18 protein-coding genes are annotated in these 24,958 nt (G+C 50.0%); 9 read left to right on the plus strand and 9 right to left on the minus strand.

Annotated features, from left to right (window positions below; all coding sequences use genetic code 11):
- Positions 1-76 precede the first annotated feature (76 nt).
- Positions 77-1,003 carry a tRNA 2-thiocytidine(32) synthetase TtcA gene (ttcA, locus tag TU92_RS14875; protein WP_112168040.1) on the plus strand — a complete coding sequence of 309 codons (927 nt, stop codon included), beginning with the start codon at positions 77-79 and terminating at the stop codon, positions 1,001-1,003.
- A 59-nt stretch (positions 1,004-1,062) separates the two neighbouring features.
- On the opposite strand, the gene TU92_RS14880 is transcribed toward ttcA, so the two are convergent.
- The 3 genes from TU92_RS14880 to TU92_RS14890 form a co-directional block, all read right to left on the minus strand.
- Entirely contained in the window at positions 1,063-1,740 is a 678-nt protein-coding gene (locus tag TU92_RS14880) for a hypothetical protein (protein WP_112168000.1), read from the minus strand.
- Positions 1,741-2,022: 282 nt separating this feature from the next.
- Positions 2,023-3,006, minus strand: a complete 984-nt coding sequence (zntB, locus tag TU92_RS14885; RefSeq protein WP_112168001.1) for a zinc transporter ZntB — start codon at positions 3,004-3,006, stop codon at positions 2,023-2,025.
- A 141-nt stretch (positions 3,007-3,147) separates the two neighbouring features.
- Complete coding sequence (locus TU92_RS14890; RefSeq protein ID WP_112168002.1) at positions 3,148-4,086, minus strand: LysR family transcriptional regulator; 939 nt, start codon at positions 4,084-4,086, stop codon at positions 3,148-3,150.
- Between the two features lie 101 nt (positions 4,087-4,187).
- Between TU92_RS14890 and TU92_RS14895 the strand changes: the two genes are divergently transcribed.
- Positions 4,188-5,393: an MFS transporter gene (locus tag TU92_RS14895; protein WP_112168003.1), complete on the plus strand. Its 1,206-nt coding sequence runs from the start codon at positions 4,188-4,190 to the stop codon at positions 5,391-5,393.
- A 74-nt stretch (positions 5,394-5,467) separates the two neighbouring features.
- Here TU92_RS14895 and TU92_RS14900 read toward each other — a convergent pair whose 3' ends face one another.
- Together TU92_RS14900 and ycjG are read right to left on the minus strand one after the other, a co-directional pair.
- The gene (locus TU92_RS14900) at positions 5,468-7,102 is read right to left on the minus strand and encodes an ABC transporter substrate-binding protein (protein WP_112168004.1); all 1,635 of its coding nucleotides are present in this window, start codon (positions 7,100-7,102) and stop codon (positions 5,468-5,470) included.
- Between the two features lie 127 nt (positions 7,103-7,229).
- Positions 7,230-8,207 (minus strand): L-Ala-D/L-Glu epimerase, encoded by a 978-nt coding sequence (ycjG, locus tag TU92_RS14905; RefSeq protein ID WP_112168005.1) that lies wholly within the window; start codon positions 8,205-8,207, stop codon positions 7,230-7,232.
- Positions 8,208-8,344: 137 nt separating this feature from the next.
- Here ycjG and tpx point away from each other — a divergent pair, with 137 nt between their 5' ends.
- Entirely contained in the window at positions 8,345-8,848 is a 504-nt protein-coding gene (gene tpx, locus TU92_RS14910; protein WP_112168006.1) for a thiol peroxidase, read from the plus strand.
- 116 nt (positions 8,849-8,964) lie between these two features.
- Here the strand turns inward: tpx and TU92_RS14915 are convergent, their stop codons facing one another.
- Positions 8,965-14,205 (minus strand): RHS repeat-associated core domain-containing protein, encoded by a 5,241-nt coding sequence (locus TU92_RS14915; protein ID WP_112168007.1) that lies wholly within the window; start codon positions 14,203-14,205, stop codon positions 8,965-8,967.
- Between the two features lie 830 nt (positions 14,206-15,035).
- Between TU92_RS14915 and TU92_RS14920 the strand changes: the two genes are divergently transcribed.
- The 4 genes from TU92_RS14920 (at position 15,036) to TU92_RS14935 (ending at position 19,426) form a co-directional block, all read left to right on the plus strand.
- Positions 15,036-17,291 carry an inverse autotransporter beta domain-containing protein gene (locus TU92_RS14920; RefSeq protein ID WP_112168008.1) on the plus strand — a complete coding sequence of 752 codons (2,256 nt, stop codon included), beginning with the start codon at positions 15,036-15,038 and terminating at the stop codon, positions 17,289-17,291.
- A 57-nt stretch (positions 17,292-17,348) separates the two neighbouring features.
- Complete coding sequence (locus TU92_RS14925; RefSeq protein ID WP_112168009.1) at positions 17,349-18,221, plus strand: SinI family autotransporter-associated protein; 873 nt, start codon at positions 17,349-17,351, stop codon at positions 18,219-18,221.
- Between the two features lie 102 nt (positions 18,222-18,323).
- On the plus strand, positions 18,324-18,560 hold the full coding sequence (locus tag TU92_RS14930) for a hypothetical protein (RefSeq protein WP_112168010.1): 237 nt from the start codon (positions 18,324-18,326) through the stop codon (positions 18,558-18,560).
- The gene (locus TU92_RS14935) at positions 18,545-19,426 is read left to right on the plus strand and encodes an Ig-like domain-containing protein (protein WP_112168011.1); all 882 of its coding nucleotides are present in this window, start codon (positions 18,545-18,547) and stop codon (positions 19,424-19,426) included. The genes TU92_RS14930 and TU92_RS14935 overlap by 16 nt, the downstream gene beginning before the upstream one ends.
- Before the next feature lie 65 nt (positions 19,427-19,491).
- Here TU92_RS14935 and tyrR read toward each other — a convergent pair whose 3' ends face one another.
- Positions 19,492-21,060 carry a transcriptional regulator TyrR gene (gene tyrR, locus TU92_RS14940; protein WP_112168041.1) on the minus strand — a complete coding sequence of 523 codons (1,569 nt, stop codon included), beginning with the start codon at positions 21,058-21,060 and terminating at the stop codon, positions 19,492-19,494.
- A 258-nt stretch (positions 21,061-21,318) separates the two neighbouring features.
- On the opposite strand from tyrR, the gene xthA reads away from it, so the two are divergent.
- Together xthA and TU92_RS14950 are read left to right on the plus strand one after the other, a co-directional pair.
- Entirely contained in the window at positions 21,319-22,128 is an 810-nt protein-coding gene (xthA, locus tag TU92_RS14945; RefSeq protein WP_112168042.1) for an exodeoxyribonuclease III, read from the plus strand.
- Positions 22,128-22,529 (plus strand): pyrimidine (deoxy)nucleoside triphosphate diphosphatase, encoded by a 402-nt coding sequence (locus tag TU92_RS14950; RefSeq protein WP_112168012.1) that lies wholly within the window; start codon positions 22,128-22,130, stop codon positions 22,527-22,529. The genes xthA and TU92_RS14950 overlap by 1 nt, the downstream gene beginning before the upstream one ends.
- A gap of 70 nt (positions 22,530-22,599) precedes the next feature.
- On the opposite strand, the gene TU92_RS14955 is transcribed toward TU92_RS14950, so the two are convergent.
- Positions 22,600-22,911: a DUF1496 domain-containing protein gene (locus TU92_RS14955; protein WP_112168013.1), complete on the minus strand. Its 312-nt coding sequence runs from the start codon at positions 22,909-22,911 to the stop codon at positions 22,600-22,602.
- Positions 22,904-24,853, minus strand: coding sequence for a DNA topoisomerase III (locus tag TU92_RS14960; RefSeq protein ID WP_112168014.1), 1,950 nt, complete (start codon positions 24,851-24,853; stop codon positions 22,904-22,906). The genes TU92_RS14955 and TU92_RS14960 overlap by 8 nt, the downstream gene beginning before the upstream one ends.
- Positions 24,854-24,958 lie beyond the last annotated feature (105 nt).

The following is a 24,958-nucleotide window of genomic DNA, read 5'->3' on the forward strand; positions in this document are numbered from 1 at the left end:
CAGGCAGCAAAATCCGTACCCTACTGCGCATAGACACTGGCGGCCTGCGCGCCGCGATTTTGCGAAAGAGAAATTTGTGACCAGTCCAATTCAGAAAGAAAAATACAACATCGATAAGCTTCAGAAACGCCTGCGTCGTGACGTCGGTAAAGCCATTGCTGACTTTGGCATGATCGAGGAAGGTGATCGCATAATGGTGTGCCTGTCGGGCGGTAAAGACAGTTACACCATGCTGGAAATTTTGCGCAATCTGCAAAAAAGTGCACCGGTGAACTTCTCACTGATTGCCGTTAACCTGGATCAGAAGCAACCGGGTTTCCCGGCGCATATTCTGCCAGCGTATCTGGAAAAGCTGGGTGTGGAATACCAGATAGTGACCGAAGATACTTACGCTATCGTGAAAGATAAAATTCCCGAGGGCAAAACCACCTGCTCCTTATGTTCACGTCTGCGCCGTGGGATTTTGTACCGCACCGCGACTGAACTGGGCTGTACTAAGATTGCACTTGGCCATCACCGCGATGACATCCTGCAAACGCTGTTCCTCAATATGTTCTACGGCGGCAAACTGAAAGGTATGCCACCGAAACTGATGAGCGACGACGGCAAACACATCGTGATCCGCCCGCTGGCGTACTGCCGCGAAAAAGACATCGAGCGTTTTGCGATTGCACGCGAATACCCGATCATCCCTTGTAACCTGTGCGGTTCACAGCCAAACCTGCAACGTCAGGTGATCGGCGACATGCTGAAAGACTGGGACAAAAAATATCCGGGCCGTATCGAAACCATGTTCAGTGCGATGCAAAATGTGGTGCCTTCACACCTCAATGATATGAATCTCTTCGATTTTAAAGGGATCCAGCACGGTGGCGAAGTGGTAGACGGTGGGGATCTGGCGTTCGATCGTGAAGAGATTCCTATGCAACCGGTCGGCTGGCAGCCGGAAGACGATGAAACCGTCGCCCCGGTTGAGCGCCTGAACGTGCTGGAAATTAAATAACCTTTCACGAACGCGCCGTTAAGAAATGAAAGCCCGCCTCTGATGCGGGCTTTTTACTTTCAGGACAGAAAAACCGTGTCAGTCCAGTTGTAGTTGGTCATTACCAGTTTTACCGGCAGGCTGACTGAGCCGAACGGTTGTTGCCGTTTTTCGCGAAAGAATGCCCGCAGCGGTTCAGATATAAATTCAGCGCTGTAACGCAGCAGCGTGCTATGCCAGAAGATTTGCGGAATGGCGGCATCAGGGTAGCGGTCTTTGATTTTTCCCGCCCATTTTGTCGCCAGCAGATGCTCCACCAGGGACTGCCTGACGCGCAAACTTTCCCCGTCAGGAATACCGGCCAGCAGCAGCTGATTGGGCAGTGCGACAAGTTGCAACTCGCTGATTTGCATCACATGACCGGCGCAGTGTTGTTGGAAAATATCCGCCAGCCCGGCGAGATCGTCAGCGTCTTCAGGCCGGTCGTACAGCGCCTGTGTGATCGCAAAGAACGTAAAATGCATGCCGTCGGTCGGCGCGATGTCCGCCAGCGGATCGCCCTGCGCAGCGGTGGTTAAATCAGATAGCAGCCCGGCCATCGCTGCCCCCGCGCGGTTTCCGCTGGTGATAGCCAGTTTGGTCGGGTGGTAGAAGGGTTCGGTTCTAACTGCACCGGTTTCTCCATGCGCATTCCATAATTCCAGCGTCCTTTCGGTCGTACTTTCATACGCCTGATGAATCATTTCTCCGGTGTGCAAAACAGACTCCTGATCGTAAGTTTTGAGATCCGCATGGCACAAATCCACACAGACCGGGCTGATAGCACAGAAACCTCAAAAAGATTGAGCCAAATCAACATTAGCAGCGCTGAATCGGTGCACTATCCATTCCGCAGGTGAATGCAACGTCAAGCGATGGGCGTTGTGCTCCATATTGTCTTATTTCCAAATTTTTAGAATTAATGCATAGCACTTTTTGATTCGAACGACGCCGGTCTTCTGACCGGCTTTTTTTTGGTTTTTTTTCGCAGGTTCCCTGCCCTACAGCCAGCGGCTTTTCTTCAGCCACCACGCAACGCCGCCCACCAGCACCACCAGCGATACACAGAAAATTCCAAATCCCAGATGTGACGAGTTGCCGGGAATACCGCCGAGATTGACGCCGAACAGGCCAGTCAGAAACGTTGTCGGCAGAAATACCATCGCCAGCATCGACATGGTATAGGTGCGGCGGTTGAGGGAATCGGCCATCAGTGAGCTGATTTCATCGGAAAGCACCGCCGTACGGGCAATACTGCCGTCCAGATCGTCGAGTCCACGCCCTAAGCGGTCCGAGATTTCCTGCATCAGACGACGTTCGTCATCGTTCATCCACGGCAAACGCTCGCTGGAAAGACGCGAAAATACGTCGCGTTGTGGTGCCATGTAACGACGCAGGACGATCAGCTGTTTACGCAGTAACGCCATCTGGCCGCGCTCCGGCACCTGCTGTTCCATCAGGTCATCTTCAATATCAATGATTTTGTCGTGCAGATCTTCGATAAAATCGCTGGTGTGATCGGTCAGCGCATCGCACATTTCCACCAGCCAGCTGCCGGTACTCTTCGGCCCGCTGCCCTGCTGCATGTCGTTAATCATCTCTTCCATCGAGAAGACTTTGCGATGGCGCGTTGAAACGATCATTTTATCAGTGAGATACACGCGAATAGTCACCAACTGGTCCGGGCGTGAATCCGCATTGAGATTGATGCTGCGCAGTGTGATCAGCGTGCCTTCACCCATGCGGATAACTTTCGGGCGCACGCTGTCACCGGCCAGCGCCTCGCGCACCGTGTCCGGTAATACAGGCGTGTTGGTGATCCATTTTTCGCTTTCCGGGCGGGTGTAATCCAGATGCAGCCAGCAAGGTTTTTCGTCCGTCGCGACGCATGCTTTGTTGATGTCGGTGACGCCGCCGTGACCGTCCAGCTGGAAGGCATAGACGGCATCGGCTACCTGTAGTTCTTTCCCCTTAATGACTTCCACGACGTTCCTCGCTTTATAATTCGTTCATTCTTTTCAGTTTAGCGTTAAGCCCTTGAAGTTCAAAAACTCAACCGCGCTGCAATCTGCCCACTTTAATACGCCAGACCGATGATGCCATATTTTTGAGGTAGTTTTTGCGTGTCAGGATGTGGCGGGTTTCTCCATTTCTGCCAGTTCCGGCATCACGCTGCGCATAACGTCGAAGAATTTCCGCAGCCTCGCCGGATAATACGTCGCGTAGGGATAAACCAGATAGACCGGCAGCGGCAAGGCGTTCCAGCCGGGTAATACACGCTGTAAACGCCCTTCCTTAATGTCATCTTTTACCACCCACGCCGATACAATCGCCGCCCCAAGCCCGGAAAGCGCAGCTTTGCGAATGGCATACAAGCTGTCCGTTGCCATGCGCGGCGAGATGGCGCAGCTTTCGGTGCGGTCGTCGCTGTCATGGCGCAGTGTCACTTCATTGCGGTAATAGGTACTGAACGCCACCCAGGGTAATTGCCCCAGTTCGTTCACCTGCGTCACCGGATGTTGCTGCAACAGTTGCGGCGTCGCCACCACGATACGCGGGACTTCAGCCAGCAGGATCGCCACCATGGAGGGATCCGCCGCGTTACCCACCTGAATCGCACAGTCGATGTCTTCCGAGAGAAAATCCGGTGTGCGGTCGTTGAGCATCCAGTCCACCGTCACGTTCGGGTAACGTTGCAGATATCGCGTCAGCGGTTCGATCATTTGATCCTGCCCGAAGGCGTGCGGTGCGCGAACGCGCAACGTGCCGACCGGCTCATCGCCCGCCCCGCGCAGCTGATCTTCCAGCGCGGACCACTGATCCAGCAAAAGTTTCGCCTGCTGATAACAACGTTCGCCATCGTCGGTGAGCTTCATCGCATGAGTGGTTCGCAGAATCAGTTTTGCGCCCAATAAGCGTTCGAGCGACTGCAACCGGCGGCTGACGGTGGGCTGGCTGGTACTGAGCTGCACGGCAGCGGCTGAGAGGCTGCCGCTTTCTACGATGCGAATGAACGTTTGCATCAAATCTATGCGGTCGATACCGCTGGTAAGAGGTGTATTCATACGTCCTGCGTATAACAGTTTTACCTTTGTGCAGGCTACCACTCATGACCATTCAGGTGAAGAATGTTTTCCAGACAACCCAATTCACTCAGGAATACATCATGTCAGACCTCACTCAAACCTCACCGGCTGAACCCGCACCGGCGATTTCCGGCAAAATCATCTTCACTCTTGCTGCGGGCGCCGGTCTGAGCGTGGCATCTATCTACTACAGCCAGCCGATGCTGGGAATTATGGGCAGCCATCTGCACGCCAGCACCGCGTCGGTGGGGCTAATCCCGACGCTGACGCAGGCCGGTTATGCGCTGGGGATTTTGTTTCTGATCCCGCTGGGTGACCGTTACGACCGCCGCACTATCATCTTGCTCAAAAGCATTCTGCTGGCCGCCGCGCTGCTGCTGTGCGGATTTGTGCCCGGCATTCACGGGCTGCTGGCGGCGAGCCTGATCACCGGCATCGGTGCGACGATGGCGCAGGATATCGTTCCGGCTTCAGCACATCTTGCACCGGTAGCGCAGCGCGGTAAAACGGTGGGAACGGTGATGACCGGATTGCTGGTGGGTATCCTGCTGTCCCGCGTGGTCAGCGGCTTTGTGGCGGAATACTTTGGCTGGCGGGTGATGTATCAGCTGGCCGCAGTCAGCGTCGCGCTGATTGGTTGTGCGCTATGGCGCGTACTCCCGCGTTTTGCGCCTGCGACCGGTATCAGCTATGCCGCGCTGATGCATTCTATGTTCGGCCTGTGGAAACACTATAAAACGCTGCGGCGTGCAGCGCTGGCGCAGGGTTTGCTCTCCATCGCGTTCAGCGCATTCTGGTCAACATTGGCAATTATGCTTAACGATACATATCACCTTGGGAGTGCTGTTGCAGGGGCATTTGGTCTGGCGGGAGCAGCCGGTGCGCTGGCGGCGCCAATGGCCGGGGCATTGGCAGATAAAAAAGGACCGGCGTACGTGACACAACTCGGTGCCGGGCTGGTGATGGTCTCTTTCGCCGCAATGTTCCTGCTGCCGTTGTTATCGCCTCATGCTCAGCTGGCATTGATTGTGCTCAGCGCTATCGGTTTCGATTTAGGTATTCAGGCAACGCTGGTGGCACATCAGACGCTGGTTTATGGCCTTGAGCCCGCAGCGCGCGGGCGTCTGAATGCCCTGCTGTTCACCGTGGTGTTTATCGGCATGTCTGTGGGCGCGGCACTGGGCAGTAAAGCGCTGGAATCCGGTGGCTGGGCAGGCGTAGTGCTTCTTGCAACGGTGGCCGCCGCCGCCGCGCTGATGGTGCGACTGGTCAGCCGCAACGATTAATCTCCATCTACTCTCCATCGAAAGAAAAAGCGCCTTTTCGGGGCGCTTTTTTTTTAAGAGTGCAGACTCAGAAATCAGTGCTTAAGAATGTACATTTCCTGGCTATACGCAACGTCTTCCGGATTTTCAATCGGATAGCCCTTCACCCAAGGCTTGATCAGACGCCCGTTGGTGTACTGATAAATAGGCGCGATCGGGGCCTGTTCAGCGATGATTTGCTCGGCTTTGTTATAGTCGTTGTTACGCTGCGCGTCGTTGGTTTCGCGGCTGGCGTCTGCAATGGCTTTGTCGTAATCAGCGTTGCTAAATTTGCTGATGTTGCTGTTATGCGTGGAAGTCAGCAGCGACAGGAACGTTGAGGCTTCGTTGTAATCACCGACCCATGAGGCGCGGATCACATCGAAATTACCGGTGTTACGGCTGTCGATATACGTTTTCCATTCCTGATTTACCAGCTTCACATCCGCTCCCAGCGTCTTTTTCCACATCGAGGCGACGGCGATGGCAATTTTCTGGTGACTTTCGGACGTATTGTACAACAGTGTCAGATGCAGGGGTTTGGACGGGCCATAACCGGCTGCCGCCAGCAGGCCTTTTGCCTGCGCATTCAGCTCTTCCTGTGAATATTGCTGCATTTCACTTTTGACCGGTTTCCAGCCATTCGTCACGTCAGGCGTAAAATGCCAGGCCGGTTTTTCACCGGTGCCCAGCACTTTATCGCTGATCACCGCACGATCGATACTCATCGACAGCGCCAGACGCACGCGGGCATCGTCGGTCGGCGCCCGGCGGGTGTTAAAAGCGTAATAATAGGTACCAAGCTGATACGGCGTGTAGACCTGCCCCGGAATATCGTGCATCAGTTTTTTGTACTGATCTTTCGGGAAAGACTCGGTGATGTCGATGTCATCCGCCAGATAGCGTTTAGTGGCGTTGGACTCTTTGTTGATCGGCACGAACGTCACTTTGGTCAGCACCGTGCGGGCGTGATCCCAGTAATGCGGATTGGGTTCCAGCACCAGTTTTTCATTCACCACGCGCTCTTTGAGGACGTACGCCCCGTTGCCGACCAGATTGCCGGGTTTGGTCCAGTCTTCGCCGTATTTTTCCACCGTGGCTTTATGCACCGGGAAAAGGCTGAAGTTGGCCAGCAGGCTGACAAAATACGGGACTGGTTTGTCGAGCGTGACGCGCAACTGCGTCGGGCTGACGGCGGTGACGCCCAGTTTATCCACCGGCATTTTCCCGGCAATAATCGCGTCCGCGTTCTGGATCCCGGCAAGTCCGGCGAACCACGCACCGCTTGATAACCCTTTCGGATCCACCAGACGCTGCCAGCTGTAGACGAAATCCTGCGCGGTCACCGGATCGCCATTTGACCATTTAGCGTCTTTGCGCAGCGTGAAGAGGTAAACCTGATTGTTCTGGTTCTGCCAGCTTTCGGCGACGCCCGGAATGCTTTTACCCTGGGCGTCCTGATTGACCAGCCCTTCAAATAAATCACGCGCTACCTGCGCTTCCGGCAGGCCAATGACTTTGACGGGATCCAGTGAGGCTGGCTCGTCCTTGATATGGCGAACGATTTCCTGTTTAGCGGCCAGTTGGGTACCGGCAGGAACTTGTGCGGCGTTGGTCTGACCGAGGCTCAGTGCGACCAGCGCAGCACAGACGGAGTATGAGAGAAGCGGAAACGATTTTCCCTGCGGCATGAATTTCTCCTGACATTCATAAAAACTATGAGCAATGAAGGAGTTGTATCATTTCTTCAATTCATACCCTATAAGAATTCGCTTCAGTTTTGCCTCCGCGCACAAAACTGCGACATCCGCCGTAAAATCAGGCCGATCCTGCCACGTCGATCCCACCACAGTGAAACTTCATCGGCGGCTCAACATCCTGCGCCAGCCACGTCGGACCATCGAGATCGATAAACTTCGCACCCGCGGTGAGCGGTAACGCGGCACGCACAGCCCGCGAGGTGCATAACATGCAACCCAGCATAATGCCGAAACCCAGCTCATGAGCCTCCTGCGCCAGTCGCAGTGCGCCAGTCAGCCCGCCAGTTTTATCCAGTTTGATGTTTACCATCTCGTAGCGGCCTTTCAGCGCGGGTAAACCTTCCACCGTATGGCAGCTTTCATCGGCGCAGATCGGCAACGGATGGATAAAGTTCTCCAGTGCGGAATCCTCCCCGGCCGGCAGCGGCTGTTCGAGCATCAGAATGTCGAGATCTGCCAGCAACTGACAGCGTTCTGCCAGACCGTCGCTTTGCCAGGCTTCGTTGGCATCAACAATCAATGACGCATTTGGCACGGCGGCGCGGATTGCCACCAGACGCTCTGCAATCAGCCGGTCATCAAGTTTGATTTTCAGCAACGTCGCGCCTTTTTTCTGCAACGCCAGCGCCACGTCGGCCATCTCTTCCGGCGTGCCGATGCTGACAGTTTGCGCCATGCTGATCGACGCCAGAGGTTCTGTGCCGGTAAGCTGCCACAAATTCAGTCCGCTGGTCTGGGTTTCGAGATTCCACAGCGCAGAATCCAGCGCATTACGCGCGGCACCGGCGGGCAATAAATGTTGCAACTGTTCGCGACTCGCGCCCCGCTCGATTGCGGTGACCACGCTGGCGATTTGCGCCATGACCGACGCTTCACTTTCGTCATAGCGTGGGTACGGCGTACATTCGCCCACCCCGCGAATACCATTTTCTTCGATCTCTACCGCCACCACACGCGCTTCGGTGCGGCTGCCGCGTGAGATAACAAAGGCGGTGTGCAGCGGCCAGGCTTCCGGATAAAAGCGAACACTTCTCATAGAGGCTCCCTTAATTGATCAATGCCCGACGGCATACATTCAATGTATACAACTATTTAGCAAATAATCTATATCCAACCTACAAATGTTACCCTAAACTGAAAGCCGTTTGACTCCAATGGACACAGGAAATCATTATGACCCAAACCGTTAAATTTCAAAGCAACCCGGTCACCGTTGCTGGCAAAATCCCACAAAAAGGCGACGTCGCCAAGCCTTTCACTCTGGTCGCCAAAGACCTTTCTGATGTGAGCCTGAGCAGCTTCGTGGGCAAGCGTAAAGTCCTGAACATTTTCCCAAGCATCGATACCGGCGTTTGTGCGGCATCCGTGCGTAAATTCAACCAGCTGGCAGGCGAAATCGACAACACTGTGGTGCTGTGCATTTCCGCAGACCTGCCGTTCGCGCAGTCCCGCTTTTGCGGCGCGGAAGGCCTGACCCACGTGATCACGCTCTCCACCCTGCGCGGCGGTGATTTCAAATCTGAGTACGGCGTGGCTATCGCTGAAGGCCCGCTGTCCGGCCTGACCGCGCGCGCAGTGGTTGTTCTGGATGGTCAGGACAACGTGCTGTACAGCGAGCTGGTGGAGGAAATTACCACCGAACCAGACTATGAATCTGCACTGGCTGTGTTAAAGTAATTAAGCATGCAATAAAAAAACGCACCGACATTCTATTTTCGGTGCGTTTTTATTTTAACTAACCCGCCATTACCTCATTGCAATATCGGAAAATAGCGAACTCCTTCTTTAAATATTTACGCTAAAGGTAACATAGGTACTGCATTGCCCATGGTTGTGGCCTGGGTAAATAGTTTAGGTTTTGCAAACCACGGCACGCCATAATATGTCACATTCGCCCCAGCCATTGACCCTTGAAAATTAGACGAAACCACGCCAGATGGAAAAGCATAAACACTGCGGTTCATATAATTAGCCAGGCTTTGGGCATTACTGTTCGCACCGGCCTGGGAACCGCCACAGGCGGTAATAAAGAGCGCGCTATCGCTGTCCCTCAGTTTATTGACCAAAATATTCTGGGTAAAGGTTGCGAACTCTTCGACAGAAGCCGGTTTGTCGATCCACTGACCCGGATTAGACGTACTTTCAACGGCGTAAGAGAGTAGCCCTTTATCTCCATTTCCATGTGCATTTATAACTCTGACTGACTGATTGTTATATCTAACCGGCGCAGAAATACGATAGCTGGCGCCAGAATAGAATCTGACATTCTGCACCCTTGCCTGGAATACCCGGCCCTTCGAGAAGGCTTGCATTAATTTCCACGATAATTTATGACCGCCAAACATCAGTGCCGGGAATAAACCTAAAACAAACGATGCGCCGGTAAAAACTCCGCTGGCGAGTGATAGTTTTTGCGAGAGTTCCTCATCCTCAACAGCGGCAGCAGCGACGCCTAATGCACTGCCCGTTGTGCCCAATATGCCAGAAGTAATGGCAATTCCGGCCAGCAGGAGTGCCGCCCCCCCTAACAGCGCCAACACACCAAGCCCAAGGAAGAGCACCGAAAACACCAACCCCATCGCGGCGAATAAAATGGCAACATCACGACCATGTCCTGAAGGGTCTGAGAACGTAATCGGATCGCCGCCACAATAACTATAAGGGTTGATTCCCCCCTCGCCAAAGGGACTCATCGAATCGTACTGCATGAAACGCATGAGAAGTGGATCATAGGATCGTGTTCCATTACCTAAATGATATAACTCAGTAAGATCATCATATTTTTCTCCGGCAAAACGTACCGGATCATAAGCAGGGATGGATGCACTGTTTAACAGATGCCCATAAGGTGTATAGGTAAGTGCGGTAACATTATCCGTATTTTGACTATTTAATTCCGCGTAGACGGAACCAAGACGGTCGCTTAACATTAATGTTTGTTCTTTCGTATAAGTACCAGAACTGCCACTAAGAAGATTAATAACCTCTGTGCCAACAGGACTTTTAATATAGGCAGCAATATCCTGACGACGAGCACCAGGTGATTGTTTTCTGTCTGATACGTCAAAAACACCATTGCTATAATGATAAGAACTTGAACGAGAGGGAGTTTCGGGACTGCTGATACTCAATGCTGAACTTTGCATATTCCCGCTGCTGTTGTAACCTAAATCGATAATATTACTGGAGAAGTTGGATCTAATGAGTTTATTGAATGTATCATATTGATATTCTGCGGCGTCCACATTCCCCGTTTTTTTCTTAATGACGTTACCACTGGCGTCATAAGTAAGTAGCACAGGACTATTGGGATTATTTCCACTCAGAGAAACAGATGTCAGCTCAAAAGGGTTTTTCCCTGCGTAGGAATAGCTGGTCTGACTAATATACCCAGAGAGTCTCTCTCTGGCACTGCTGGACGTCATATTATTAAATTTATCATACTGATAATCGAACCGACTCACCTCTTTTGCATTGAGATCCAGAGGATAATGAGTCGATGACTCTTCTATTGCTGCGCTGATTAACCGACCAAGGTAATCGAACTTGAAGTTTGTTATATTTCTTTTATCCGGTTTAACAAAAAACTCTTTGCTTATTGTTTTCCCAGCACCATTGAATTTTTCAGAATTGTTTGAGATAAGATTCCCAGCCTCATCGTAATAACACTTTTCTGACATTCTTAATTTATAGTCATAAAGCAGTTGCATACTGTACTTCACCACCTTCCCATCAGTGTTAATCAACCGATACTTGATGACCGAAGGGTAATTCCCTGCAAGGTATGACACCTCTATTTCGAGGTCGATTTCATTATCATGCCCTGCTGAAATCATTGCCAAACGCCCCTTCTCATCGTAACGGTAATGGGTTGTCTGAGTAGGCTGCTCTGCTAAAGATTTAGTGTTCGAGATTAACCGGCCACAATAGGTATAAGAAAAGATATTATTGCTACTCTCCTTGCCGAGTTCATCGGAAACCTCTTCAGAAATAAGCCTTAGTTGATTATCATAGCCAAGCGTGCGAATGAATTCACGTAAACCTACCTTATGAGTTTCTTCGATAAGTTTTACTGTATTTTTATCATAAGTATAACGATAACTTTCCTCATTATCCGGCATCGCTATATTAGCCGGGAGCAGGTCTAACTCAGGGATATACTCATAGTTAATAACCTCTCCGTTAGGCGTGATTTTCTCATAGGCAGCCGTGCAGTTATCCTGATATTTATAGCGAGTGACGAACTTGTCTTTCTGCGACGGATTGCGGTCCTGCTTGACCATTCGCCCTAAAGAATCATAGTCCTGATAACCGACCGACGTGTCATCGATAGTAATTTCAGTCAATTTACTTTCCTGACTACTTGCCCAATACTGCATTTTCAGCGTGCGGCCAGTGCCCTCCTCCCCACTTTCCATTCTTAATATTGGCCGGTCGAAAAAATCATATTCATAATTTTCAGTGAGCGTGGAACCACTGATATAATCATTGGATGAAATTTTATTGACCCGATGAAAAGCATCATAATAATAATTTTTCTGTGATACTTTTGTTTTACCGTCTTTATTGTACTCTATAGAACTTAAAGGAAGCCCATTCCTACGGTCATATTCATTCTCTTCATAACAGTAACGAAAACTATTCCCAGGCAATTTTGTGTATTCAGTGAGTACGGAATCTCCGATATTAAATCGGCTAAAATTGACGGAGTCATCATTGTTTCTCACCTCACGCACATTACCTAATGCATCATAAAGATGAGTCCTGGTAAGTGTCAGGTCTCCGAGTTTATTATTTAACATAGGTACGTCATAGTCATAATGTACTTCTGATAATAACTGCGACCGGGTGTTGAAATTAGCAATGTGTACGACTTTTCCGTCTACAACCTGTTTAACCACATTCCCTAATGCGTCGTAGATTTCAGCCACCGCGCTCGCTGCCGGAGCCTGAGTGGTTTTTGTGAAAAAATTTGTTATGGGATCAAAAGCATAACTGTAATTTGTTGTGCTTTCATAGGGGGTTCCTTTGGCTCTGGTTGTAGATTCAATACGTCCAACATTATCGTAAGTAAGGGTGGTCATCACACCCAATGCATCCGTCATACAAACTGGCCACCCGGTACGGGTCATAGCGGTCTCTGAATAAACTAATTGCTTGCCGTCCGCCCCTGTTTGCGTTGTGGTTAGTGTAAATTCATTACCGTCAGTACTCAGCGAATAATCATAGCGGGTGGTGATACCGGGCTGACCATTTAAAATCAATTTTGTGGTTTTTAACTTACCTCGATTGAAAGGATTCACCTCTTCCATACCATAGTAAGTTTTAGTCGTTTCTTTAGAGTTATCGCTCCAGTGCATGGAAATTATTTTTCTTTCCGTCTCACTGTTCTCCACAACATAGTCATACCCCACTTTGACTTGCATAGCGAGATAGGTATAGGTATTTTCAATCGAATCTACCGACATATCATTCTGATATTTATTACTAGAATGCAGATAGCGGACAAATCCATTTTTATCTTTTGGGCATTTACCTGTCACACCGGCTGCGGGATAATAGATATAATCCATTGAAATACCACCACTATCGGTACTGGTTTCGATATTACCGTACTGATCATAGGTAAACGAAGAGCTTTCACTCCTGATATGGCTATCTTCGCTGTCTTTCTCAAAATAATCTTTTTTGATAGAAACAGGAAGTTTATAAGTGGCAGGAAGTGATGAATACTTAGCGGAAGTGTTTCCTTGATAAATATATTTAGTTGTTATGGTTTGAGCTAAGACGGGGGCAACGACACGGGACGCGCTCACTTCCTCTTTGATAACACGATGGTATTTATCATAGGTGAATTTGTTTTTATACTCTTCCAGATTATCTATCCATAATGTTTCTTGCGCAAAATAGGTATAATCCGCCGGGCAAGCATAAATATTATCGATGGCATTTTTATCCCAGGCCGTTACGCCATTATTCCCAAGAAAATTATTCGACCAAATACTCTCACCATAACTGTATTTGTACTCTTCGGTACTGATTTGTCCAGTCACAGGGGAAACCATGGTGAACTGGTATGAACTCACGGCGGGGAATGAACCGACAGGTGAGCCTAGCGGTGCTGTAAGTGGAATATCATAGTTTATGATTTCAGTTGCTGGCCCAAAGAAATTACTTTCGACCTTTGTGATTAACCTGAAATAAGTCCCCTGCTGGTAAGTGAATGTTAATATATTGGTGCTTTTGTTTGATACAGCGAGACAATATTCGATAGAATTACTGGCCGACTCTTTTACTGTTAAAATTAACTTACAGGCTAACTTACTGATGTTTTTGAAGGTTTCTATCGTGACATTATACCTTGAATTGAGACCTGTACGAGAAACAAGCAACAATTCCTCCCCAAGTTCATCAATAATTCTTTTGACAAACGGGGACGGGGATACAGATTCTCTAAACGTATACTCAATATTAAGCTTATAACCATCCTCTTGAATTATTTCTGTTACATAAATAAATCTGTCATCTGACGTGACGGATTTTAATATCTCTGTTGACCCATCTTTATAGGATATTTTATAACCCTTTTCCGGGCTGGCTAATTTAGTCAGTATGAAGTTCTTCAGATCAACTGTCTCGACAAGGTAAGTCCCATTTTTTTCAATAAGATCGATAATTCTCCCGTCTCTCAACAACAGTTTCATACGATCGTTATCTTTAAAAAACTTACTTAACCCCAGAGACCAGCCCGCACCGAACCCTTCATTTCTGCTGGAAAAATGATTATGTTTTAACACAAGATCCAGCGATGGCCCTCTGCGACGATTTCCGGTGATCCTGGCGACAGGTATCGCGTAATTAAAACTTCCGGTACGCGGGTCAACAGTGCCCCGGCGGAAACTGGAGAAGGACAGAGCATCAGACTGGCTAAATTCCTGTCCGTCGCTTACACCTAGTAATGCGCTTTTATTTGATGCCGTAACATGACTGGTTTCTTTTTCTGTAGACATCATTGATGTTGATGACGTATCCATAATAAATTCCTTTTAATGAATAAAGTGGTTGTGACAATTGATATGCCATCAATTACTTTATAGAGAAATTTTATAGTCGCGATAAGTTCGATATCGTCTGTCAACCACACAACATACTGTTTATATTGCGATGAATTACGCACGGCACTTCTGTGGGTTAATAAAAAGGCAAAAAAACCTGCGTAAAAATCTTGCTTAGATTTGTTGCCCGATGACTACGTGTGAGATCTTTGGTGCGTCAGGCGCTGTTGCAGGCGCAAACCCGCCAGCGTCTGGGCGTTCAGTTGAAATTTCTTAAGTTCCGTCAGGCCACGGAAGCAAGGCGCGCCAGGCAATATCATCTGCGCACTCACCACTCTAAATTCGCCACTTACCCTGCCTTCCTCTATCACCTGCTTAACCAGCCTGTGTCCGTCAGAGCGTTAGATGGGTGTAGTGCTGATCTTTGGTATCGATCAAATACAGCCGTATGCGCTCAAATAGCATTAAGCAACGACTGGTCAGGACCAATGACTGCTGCATGTTGCGCATCACCAACAAGTAGTATCCATTTTTGGATATATGATTAAGAGATGATTATAGGTATGATGCATTCACTGAGTTGATGTAAACAAAATCTTGTTTATCCATTTTTATAAATATATTAATAAAGAAGAGCACTATGATTTATTTTTCTGAGCTCACGTAACTCTTTATCCTGGCGAAGGGATGCCTGAAATTAATGTTCATAAACGCGCCTCCTGTTCATAGGGGTGTTGTTATTACAGAGTGTCTCACGATACATCCATCGACCATATTTTGAAATTTTAATCTAACGTTGACATTACGATATGAAAACAAATAAATACTTCAAATATGCAAAGATGGTTGTTTGTATTTTATTGAGTTTTTCTGCCTATGCGCATGATGAACTCTCGTTACCTACTTTGGGTGGCGAGGATGTTTTATCGGATAAAACAGAAGTGAAATCGCCCTCTACATTAGGTAAAAAAAACGATCAAGGTTTAGAGAATCGGTCTGCACAAGTTCTAATGAATGAAGCTCAGCAAAACTTCCAGAATTTGACGGTTGAAGGTGCAACGAGTCAGCTATACCAATATGGTAAAAGTACAGCGACCAGTGCGGCGCAATCGAAAGTGGAAGAATTGTTGTCACCCTATGGGCATGTAAAAACCAATTTAACCCTTAATGATGGCAGCCTTGATGGTTCATCATTGGATTACTTAATCCCCTGGTATGCGGGTGAAAGCACATTATTATTTAATCAATTCTCCACGCACAGTAAAGATGGCCGAAACATTGCCAATCTCGGTGCAGGGCTGAGATATAATATCAATAAAGATTGGCTGGTGGGTATTAACTCATTCTATGATTACGATATCAGTCGTGGTCATCGTCGCGGAAGTTTGGGGACAGAGGTCTGGACTAATTATTTGAAGTTCAGCGGCAATTATTATATGCCCCTTTCCGGGTGGAAAAAGTCGAAGGATTTTGCGAATTATGAAGAACGTCCAGCAGCAGGTTGGGATATGCGTCTGCAGACCTATCTGCCTTCATATCCGCAATTGGGTTCCTCACTGGTATATGAACAATATTATGGTGATGAGGTTGCACTGTTTGGTACTGATGATTTGCAGGAAGACCCTTCAGCAGTAACGATAGGTGTGGATTACACCCCGGTACCGTTGATCACCATGGGAGTGGGCTATAAAAAAGGCAACACTGACAGCACTGAACTGACAGCTGATATTGCCCTGGATTACCACATCGGTGTGCCGATAGCTAAGCAGTTGGATCCGTCGGCAGTCAGTGCAATGCGTACGCTGGCCGGGAGTCGCATGGACTTCGTTGACCGCAACAATGACATTGTCCTTGAGTACCGCGAAGTCAAAGATTTGGATATTGATACTTATCTCAAGCCGACCGGGACCGCGCAGCCGTGTATTATTTCCGACCAGCCGGATCTTGCCGAAGCTTATGAAGGTTGCCACTGGACATTGAATGCTGATATCAAATCCCACCGCAAAATCACATCAGCACAGTGGGTGCCGATCGGCGGATTCTCAGCAGAATCTACGCTGGGGTTACCGGCGTTATCGCCACAAAATAATATCGGGTCAGGAAAGGATAATCATTGGACACTCACTTTCCCCGCCTGGGTTAATGCTACTACGAGCAATGCAAATCAGTATCAATTAGCCGTGACGATTACCGATGATAAAGGCAACACGAAACAGTCAAATCTCGTGAAAATTAAAGTCGTGGAAGCGCCAGTAAATTATCAATTATTGATTAGCAACTCACCAGATAATGACAAGGCAATTAAACGAACTGCCAACGGTAAGAATTCTGTTGAGCTGGCGGCAACAGGGACTAAAGTTTCAGGCCTGCAAGGTGAAACTACGCCACTGCCTGCGGAAAGTACCAATATGAAATTCCATATTTATTCCGCTTCAGATAAAAACCAGGAGCACGAAGTCACAATTCATAATTCGCAAAGTGAATGTGATAAGACAACTGGCTGTATTTACTATGTTAAATCGCCGAACCAGGGGAATACCTCTATTGCCAGTACGTTACCCGGCATATTTACCGCCATTGCAACGCCGGCAGATGACGATACTAAAAAGACAAATTCTGTGTACATCGATTTTAGCAAAGGAAATAAAGATATTGTAACGGCCATTGTCGACGTACAGAATCCGAATTTGAACTTGACTGAAATCAAGGATAATAAATTACTGCCAGGCCATGAATATCAATTTAGGGCAGCATATGACAGTAATGGAAACGGTAAATGGGACACCTCTGATCGTGAGAATCTTACGGACGAAAATTTCACGCCTATTGTTTCACTCATAAATTATAAGTGGGTGTTCGATGGAGTGAACGACCAGGGAGAAAAAGGCGGTTATGCCAACCAGGATACCAATAACCACAACCTGAAAATTCCTGTAGAAAATGCTCAAGCCACGCAAGTATTTGCGTCAGCAGGCAATAGCGGAATTCAGGGATATCAATTAAAGGTCGATTTTGAAGCATCAGAAGCCGGTTTTAAAGTAATGAATGGCTCAGGCAACTCATAAATCTGACAGTCAATGACATGATTCAAATTAACATAAACTTACTGAGTGATAACTGATATGAAAACCTTCAAAAAAACACTTCTCGCCAGCCTGTTATTTGTAGGCTGTTCACATCTCGCGATGGCAGAAATGACAGAGTCCGCCGGGCAATTGATCGGTACGGTTCCGGTATTAAAAGGAACAGGCAGCAGTCCTGCCGACCACAGCGTCTCTTTCTCTAACGACCATAAAAGTGGTTCTACCGAAGCGATGTCGCCAGGCGATAAAATCACCCTTAATTATACTTTCAGTGATTCTGAAGGGGATGTGGATAACAGTAAAACCACCATCAAGTGGTACACCACCAGTGACGGTAAAGGCGGTGATAAAAAAGCCTTAGATAATGATGCCCAAGACAGTTATACCCTGCAGGCATCCGATGCCGGTCGTTACTTGGGAGCAGAGATAACCGAACAAACTTCAACGGGGACACCGGCGAAAGGCCAGGTCATTACCATTGCTGATGTCAGTACCAATGATGCGACCGATGGTATTCCAACCGGTCCGGTAGTCGGCGGTACGGTTGGCGTGATGATCGTCGATTCCGCATCACCTACTGTTAACCTCATTGGTAAGGAAGATAGTCAGTTACTGGTTGGTCATACCTATCAGTTTAAAGCCTGGTATGACGCTAATAACAACAACGTTTGGGACGCTGGCGAAATTGAAGCAACGAATAACTACAGCTACAAATGGGTCTTTGATGGCACCAGTGCCACTACCGGTACAGCGGGCGGTTATGCGGTTACTTCAACGAATAATAAAGATCTGTCTATCCCTGCAACCAATGCTCTGGCGAAAAATGTCTTTGCGGCGGCCGGTGCAGACGGTGTTCAGGGTTACAGTCTGAAAGTTGACTTCACACCACTGCTGAAAAGTGTAAATAAATAAACAGGTGATTCAGTCGTTAATACCCTTTAATCGTAGTTAAAAATAAAAGTTGGGCATTCCGGTGCTCAACTTTCATATCCTCTTCGAAATAAAGGATGGAGCATGATTAAAAAATTAATTAAACACTTTGTCTTCATCCTTTTAATCGCAATGTCTTTGAATACATCTTTTGCAGCGCCATTCACCGGAGGTGCAGATTCCAATCTGACCGGGGCCGCAGGTACGCTTATCGGCACGGTTCCTTCTGTTTCTAATGCTTCGGGGGAAACCGGTAAAATCGATTTTATAAAAATGATAAACACGATCCCAGCCGCCAGTTATACGTGGGCGATAACGTAACTCTGTCGTGGAATTTAATCGACAGTGAAGGTGATGCCGATGACTCAGTATCTTCTGTTGTCTGGCGTTGCGATCATCCGCAAAAAGGGCAGCGTATTTTGGCAACCGGCGTGGACAGTTACACCATTACCTCGAAGGATCTGGGTTGTTTTATCGGCATCAGTCTGCAACCCCAAACGTTAACCGGTGCCCCACGTGAAAACGATCTTCTGACGATAGACGACATCAGTAGTTACTATCAGGATGACAATATTGTTGATGGCCCTGTTGCTTTCAATCCGCATGCTATCACTATCACCGAATACACCGTGGCTCCCGGCACCACACAAAGTAAGACTGTAGAAGCCGATCTCATTTTGCATACTGGCTGGAATGGCGCCAAATTACAGTTGGAAACCGACAATGTGGCCTCTGAGGTGACCTGGAAAAGCAGTAATGAGGAGATTGCGACCGTTTCATCCAGCGGTCTGGTGACGTTCAAAGCAAAAGGCGCAGTGACTTTCACGGTCAGTAATGGGGAAGCCACTAACAGGATTACGTTCAATCCCGACCTTTTCTATGTTTTCAGTACGGTAGAACGTACCTGGTATGAAGCTTCTGACTGGTGTGCGGAACAAGGATACAGCATGCCAGCAATCGGCCAGCTATCGACCGGGGCTAATAAAAGGGAGATACCTTTTGCTGCTTTGTGGCAGGAATGGGGGAATGTTTCGGTAGAAGGAGCCAACGTTGCCGGGTATTTTTTCTGGTCTGGTACTGAATGGTCTCCCGGCTCGCTTCACGCGGATTATATGGATATCTCTGACGGTTACATTACGACAAACGGCAAATCATCCAAAAACGGTGCCGTGTGTCTGGTTCCTTAAGGACGGGCATTCCATGGGGCTTTTATCCCATGGAATGCAAAGATTACAGAACTTGCGTCACGATATCACTCTTCGCTGCTGTCAGATTTTTTGCTGCTTAAGCCATATTCCCGCAATTTATTGGCAATCGCCGTGTGCGAGACGCCCAGACGTTTTGCCAGTTTTCGCGTACTTGGATAAGTCCGGTAAAGACGGGTCAGCACCGAGCGTTCGAAGCGCTTGCTGATGTCGTCGAGCGAACCGTTCAGCGCTTCCTCACCAATCGTCACTTCCGCATCAAAGTCCGGCAACACGATATCCTGCGGGCGCAGTTCGCCGCCTTCAAGCTGCGTAAGCGCGCGATAAATGGCGTTTTTCAGCTGACGGACGTTGCCCGGCCAGCCGTAGTGCGTCAGATAATTTGCCAGTTGCGAAGAGAGTTTCGGGCGCGGCATCCCCTGCTCGTCAGAGAAACGCGCCACAAACAGCTCGGTGAGCGGCATGACGTCAGCCGGCCTGTCGCGCAGCGGCGGCAGCGTCAAACTGAGGACGTTCAGACGGTAGTAAAGATCTTCACGGAATTCACCGCGCTGAACCAATTCCACCAGATTCTTCTGCGTGGCGCACATCACGCGTACGTCCACTTTCACCTCATGCTCTTCACCCACGCGGCGGAATGTACCGTCGTTAAGAAAGCGCAGCAGTTTGATCTGCATTCTCGGTGACATTTCACCGATTTCATCAAGCAGCACCGAGCCGCCGTTGGCCTGTTCGAAGAAGCCTTTTTTGCCTTCAACCGCGTTCGGATAAGCACCGGCGGCATAACCGAACAGCTCGCTTTCTACCACGTCATCCGGCAGTGACGCACAGTTCAGACCGAGGAACGGCTTTTTGCCGCGCGCGCTGCGCAGATGGCAGGCATGCGCCAGCAAATCTTTACCGGTGCCGGTATCGCCGACAATCAGCAATGGCGCATCCAGCATCGCCAGTTTGCGCGCCTGATCCACAACCTGACGCATTTTGCCGCTTACCGCGACAATGTGATTGAATTCGCTGTCATCATTGACAGTCAGATCCTGCAACTGACGCCCCATGCGCGCAGCGGACTTCAGCATGATCACGGCACCCGCCATCACGCCGGTGCGCTCTTCGTCATCCATGTGGATCGGGGTCAGGTCCATCAGGAAATCCTGACTGCGGATCACCACACGTTCGCTGTGCGGCTGCGTGCTTTCATTTTCCAGCCAGCGCGTGACGTTGTAACCGGGGATCAGGTTTGCGGCGTTGTAAGTATGAATTTTGTCTTCATCGAGTTCGAACAGCGCCATCGCCGCCGGGTTGGCCTGCTCGATTTTACCTTTCATATCAATGGAAAACACCGGTTCCGGCATGGACACCAGCAAAGCACGCAGTGCGCGATGCTCACGCTCAGAAGGCATGAACGGCACGGTGCGGACGTCAGTCACGCCGTCGATGCGGCGGATCTCCGCCATCAGGGCGCGAAAAGTATCGAAATCCAGTTGGGAAAAGTTCAGGTAAATACGGCCAATCGAGGCAATCTCGATGCCGCGCAAATCAATACTGCGTAAAACCAGTAAATCGAGGAGTTCACGGGTAAGACCCAAGCGGTCTTCGCAAAAAACTTCCAGACGCATCAGTGTTGACCTTTTTCTGCCGGTGCGGAAATCGCTGAGTGGCATAATACTCTTTCGTGTACAGCGTAAGAAGAGACTGTCACGAAAAGTTGACAAAATAATTGTACAACTCAATCCGGATTGTCACAAAGTTTGGGCATGTTTTTTGCCGCAAAAACTCGGTTTGCTGACTTTTTCAGCAACGCACCGGTTTTCGCCATCCGCGCCTTTATCTGCTACTATCGCCCTTCTGATTTCATCGCCAAATGGTTCCCGACTATGAAGTTTGTCTCCTTTAATATCAACGGATTGCGCGCCCGCCCGCATCAGCTCGCGGCAATTATCGAACAGCACCAGCCTGACGTCATTGGTTTACAAGAAACCAAAGTTCATGACGACATGTTCCCGCTGGAAGATGTAAGCCAGTACGGCTACCACGTCTTCTACCACGGCCAGAAAGGCCATTACGGCGTTGCCATGCTGACGAAACAGGAACCGGTTGCTGTACGCCGTGGTTTCCCTGGCGATGACGAAGAGTCTCAGCGCCGCATCATCATGGCCGATATCGAAACGCCGCAGGGCATTCTGACCGTCATCAACGGCTACTTCCCGCAGGGCGAAAGCCGTGACCATCCGACCAAATTCCCGGCTAAAGAGAAGTTCTACCGCGATTTGCAGGATTATCTGAACACCAGCCTGTCGGTCAATAATCCGGTTGTGGTCATGGGCGACGTAAATATCAGCCCGACCGATCTCGACATCGGTATTGGTGAAGATAGCCGCAAACGCTGGCTGCGCACCGGCAAATGCTCCTTCCTGCCGGAAGAGCGTGAGTGGATGGAACGCCTGAAAGGCTGGGGATTGATTGACACTTTCCGCGCTGCAAATCCGGACACCGCGGATAAATATTCATGGTTCGACTACCGCTCACGCGGTTTTGACGAAAACCGTGGTCTGCGTATCGATCTGATCATGGCGAGCACGCCGCTGGCGTCGCGCTGTATTGAAACCGGTATTGATTACGATATCCGTGGTATGGAAAAACCGTCTGACCACGCGCCAATCTGGGCGACGTTTGACCTGAAATAATGCCGGTGAAAACGATCGACGTGGTGGCCGCACTGATTGAGCGCAACGGCGAATTGCTGCTCGCACGCCGTGATGCCTCAAGCGATCAGGCCGGTTTGTGGGAGTTCCCCGGCGGGAAAGTCGAAGCCGGGGAAAGCCAGCAGGCCGCACTGGTGCGGGAGTTGCAGGAAGAGATGGGGATTACGGCGACGGTAGAAGAGTTCGTCGCCACCAGCGAACTGCAACAACCTCAGCGTCTGATCCGTCTGCACGGGTGGCGCGTAAGCGGTTTCAGCGGCGTGATTAGGTTACAGTGTCACTCTGAAATCCGCTGGGTATCGCCTGCTGACGTGATGTCGTTTGAACTGGCACCGGCAGATATTCCGCTCATCGACCAATATCTGAAACGATTTTCCGGCTGAAGGGATAGATCGAATAAAAAAAGGCGCGGACTGATTTCAGTACCGCGCCTTTTTTGTCTGTGTACAGTGCTTACTTCTTCAGCACTTCCCACTTCAGTTCGTTGGTGCCGACCACGTTGGGATCGCGCACGCATTGCAGTACTACGCTGTCGGCGGTAACGACCGCGCCCTCGCTGTAGCTCTGGTTATTATAAACGCAGCAGTTGTGGCAGGTCGGCGCCGCGTTGTTGTTATTGTTACCACTGTTTTCCCAGATTTGCGGCGGCAGCGGCACGACAACGTCTGCACCGTTATTGAAACCGGTGCGGTTTGCCATTGCCGGTGTCGTCAGTAAAGCAGAGCCGGTCAGTAAAACCATCAGCACTTTTTTGAGATTATTCATCACTGTTTGCTTCCTTTCCTTTGGTGCTCGCTTTGCGGCGTTTAGGGGCGCTTTTGCCTTTCGCCGCAGCGCCCGCCGGTTTGGAAGGCAGGCTGCGAAATGCTGAAGACACCCGATTCGTTTTGGCCTGCATAATGAGATTCTGCAACGTCGCAACCAGCGGTTGCATGAAATCCTGATAACGGCAGTTCTTTTCGCTGATACGCGTCAGGGTCGATTCCCAGTCGGCGGTCATGTCAGGCCGCCCGGCGATGTCCGGCAACGAGTGAATAAGCGCCCGGCCTGTATCACTGGAATGAATGTAGCGTCCTTTCTTATACAAAAACTCCCGACGAAACAGCAGCTCGATAATCCCGGCGCGTGTTGCTTCCGTGCCCAGTCCGTCGGTGGCGCGCAGTATTTTCTTCAGCGCTTTATCCTGCACAAATCGCGCAATCCCGGTCATGGCGGAAAGCAGTGTCGCATCGGTGAAAGGCCGCGGTGGCTGCGTCTGACGCTCCACCACTTCACCGCGCTCACAGAGTAATTCATCGCCCTTCGCCACCACCGGCAGCGGCGTGCCTTCATTCTCTTCATCCCGCTCTTTGCTGCCCAGCAGCGTCCGCCAGCCCGCTTCGGCCAGAAAACGCGCCTTGGCGATAAACTTGCCCCCGGCGATATCCAGATCGATAACACATTTGCGGTAAACCGCGTCCGGGCAGAACTGCATCAGATACTGACGTGCCACCAGGCCATAAATCTTTTGTTCATTATCGGTCAGATTCACTTTGCTGCTGCGTGCAGTCGGAATGATCGCGTGGTGGGCATCGACCTTCTTATCGTCCCAGCAGCGGTTACGAATATCCGTGTCCATCGCCGCCTGCGGCATCAGATCAGGCTGATGAACGCCGATGGCGTTGAGCACTGCATGACGCCCCGCAAAGTGCTCCTCAGGAAGGTATCGGCTGTCGGAGCGCGGATACGTAATCAATTTGTGCGTTTCGTACAATTTCTGGCAAATATCCAGAATCTGCTGCGCACTCAGACCGAACGCTTTCGAGCCTTCGATCTGTAAGGTGGAGAGTGAAAACGGCAGCGGCGCGATGTCATTTTCACGTTTGTCATTATAGCCGGTGACGATTGCCGGCTGGCCGCCGATCCGCGCCACCACGTGATCGGCCAGCGGACGGTGCAGTAAACGCCCTTCTTCGTCCTGATAAGGTTCGCAGGATTCGCTCGGCTGCCACAGCGCCACAAAACGCTCGTCGGCAGGCGTCACGATGTGCGCCTTCACTTCGAAGAAATCTTTAGGCACGAAGTTTTCGATATCTTCATCACGGCGCACCACCAGCCCGAGCACCGGCGTCTGCACGCGGCCAACGGAAAGCACCCCATTGTAACCGGCATTGCGGCCAAGAATTGTGTAAGCGCGGGTCATATTGATGCCGTACAGCCAGTCGGCGCGGGCGCGGGCCAGCGCCGATACACACAGCGGAATGAAATCGCGGTTATCACGCAGACGGTCGATCGCCCGTTCCACCGCCTGCGGGTTGAGATCGTTAATCAGACAACGTTGGGTGGCGTGGCGTTTTTCCGGCGTAAGCTCCAGATAATCCAGCACTTCATCCACCAGCAACTGCCCTTCGCGATCCGGGTCACCGGCGTGAACTACCTGCGAGGCTTCCTGTAATAAGCGTTTGATGACGTTGAGCTGTTTGGCGACAGAGGAACGCGGCTGAAGCTGCCATTTTTCAGGAATGATCGGCAGATCGGCCAGTGACCAGCGCGCATAGCGGCTGTCGTAGGCGTCCGGCTGAGCCTGTTCGAGTAAGTGGCCGACGCACCAGGTGACCACCTGATCGTTACCGCAGGCAATGTAACCGTCGCCGCGACGGTGAGGTTTAGGCAGAACGTCCGCAATCGCGCGGGCAAGGCTGGGTTTTTCGGCAATGAACAGGCGCATTAAACGGCACCCGTCAGCGGCGCAGCGCCGGTCAGTGTGATCGCCACTCCCATTTTCATCGTCCCATCCTTCATTAACTACGTCCTCATCATAAAGATGGTGGCT

Source organism: Rahnella inusitata (assembly GCF_003263515.1).
In the GTDB taxonomy this organism is placed as follows: domain Bacteria; phylum Pseudomonadota; class Gammaproteobacteria; order Enterobacterales; family Enterobacteriaceae; genus Rahnella; species Rahnella inusitata.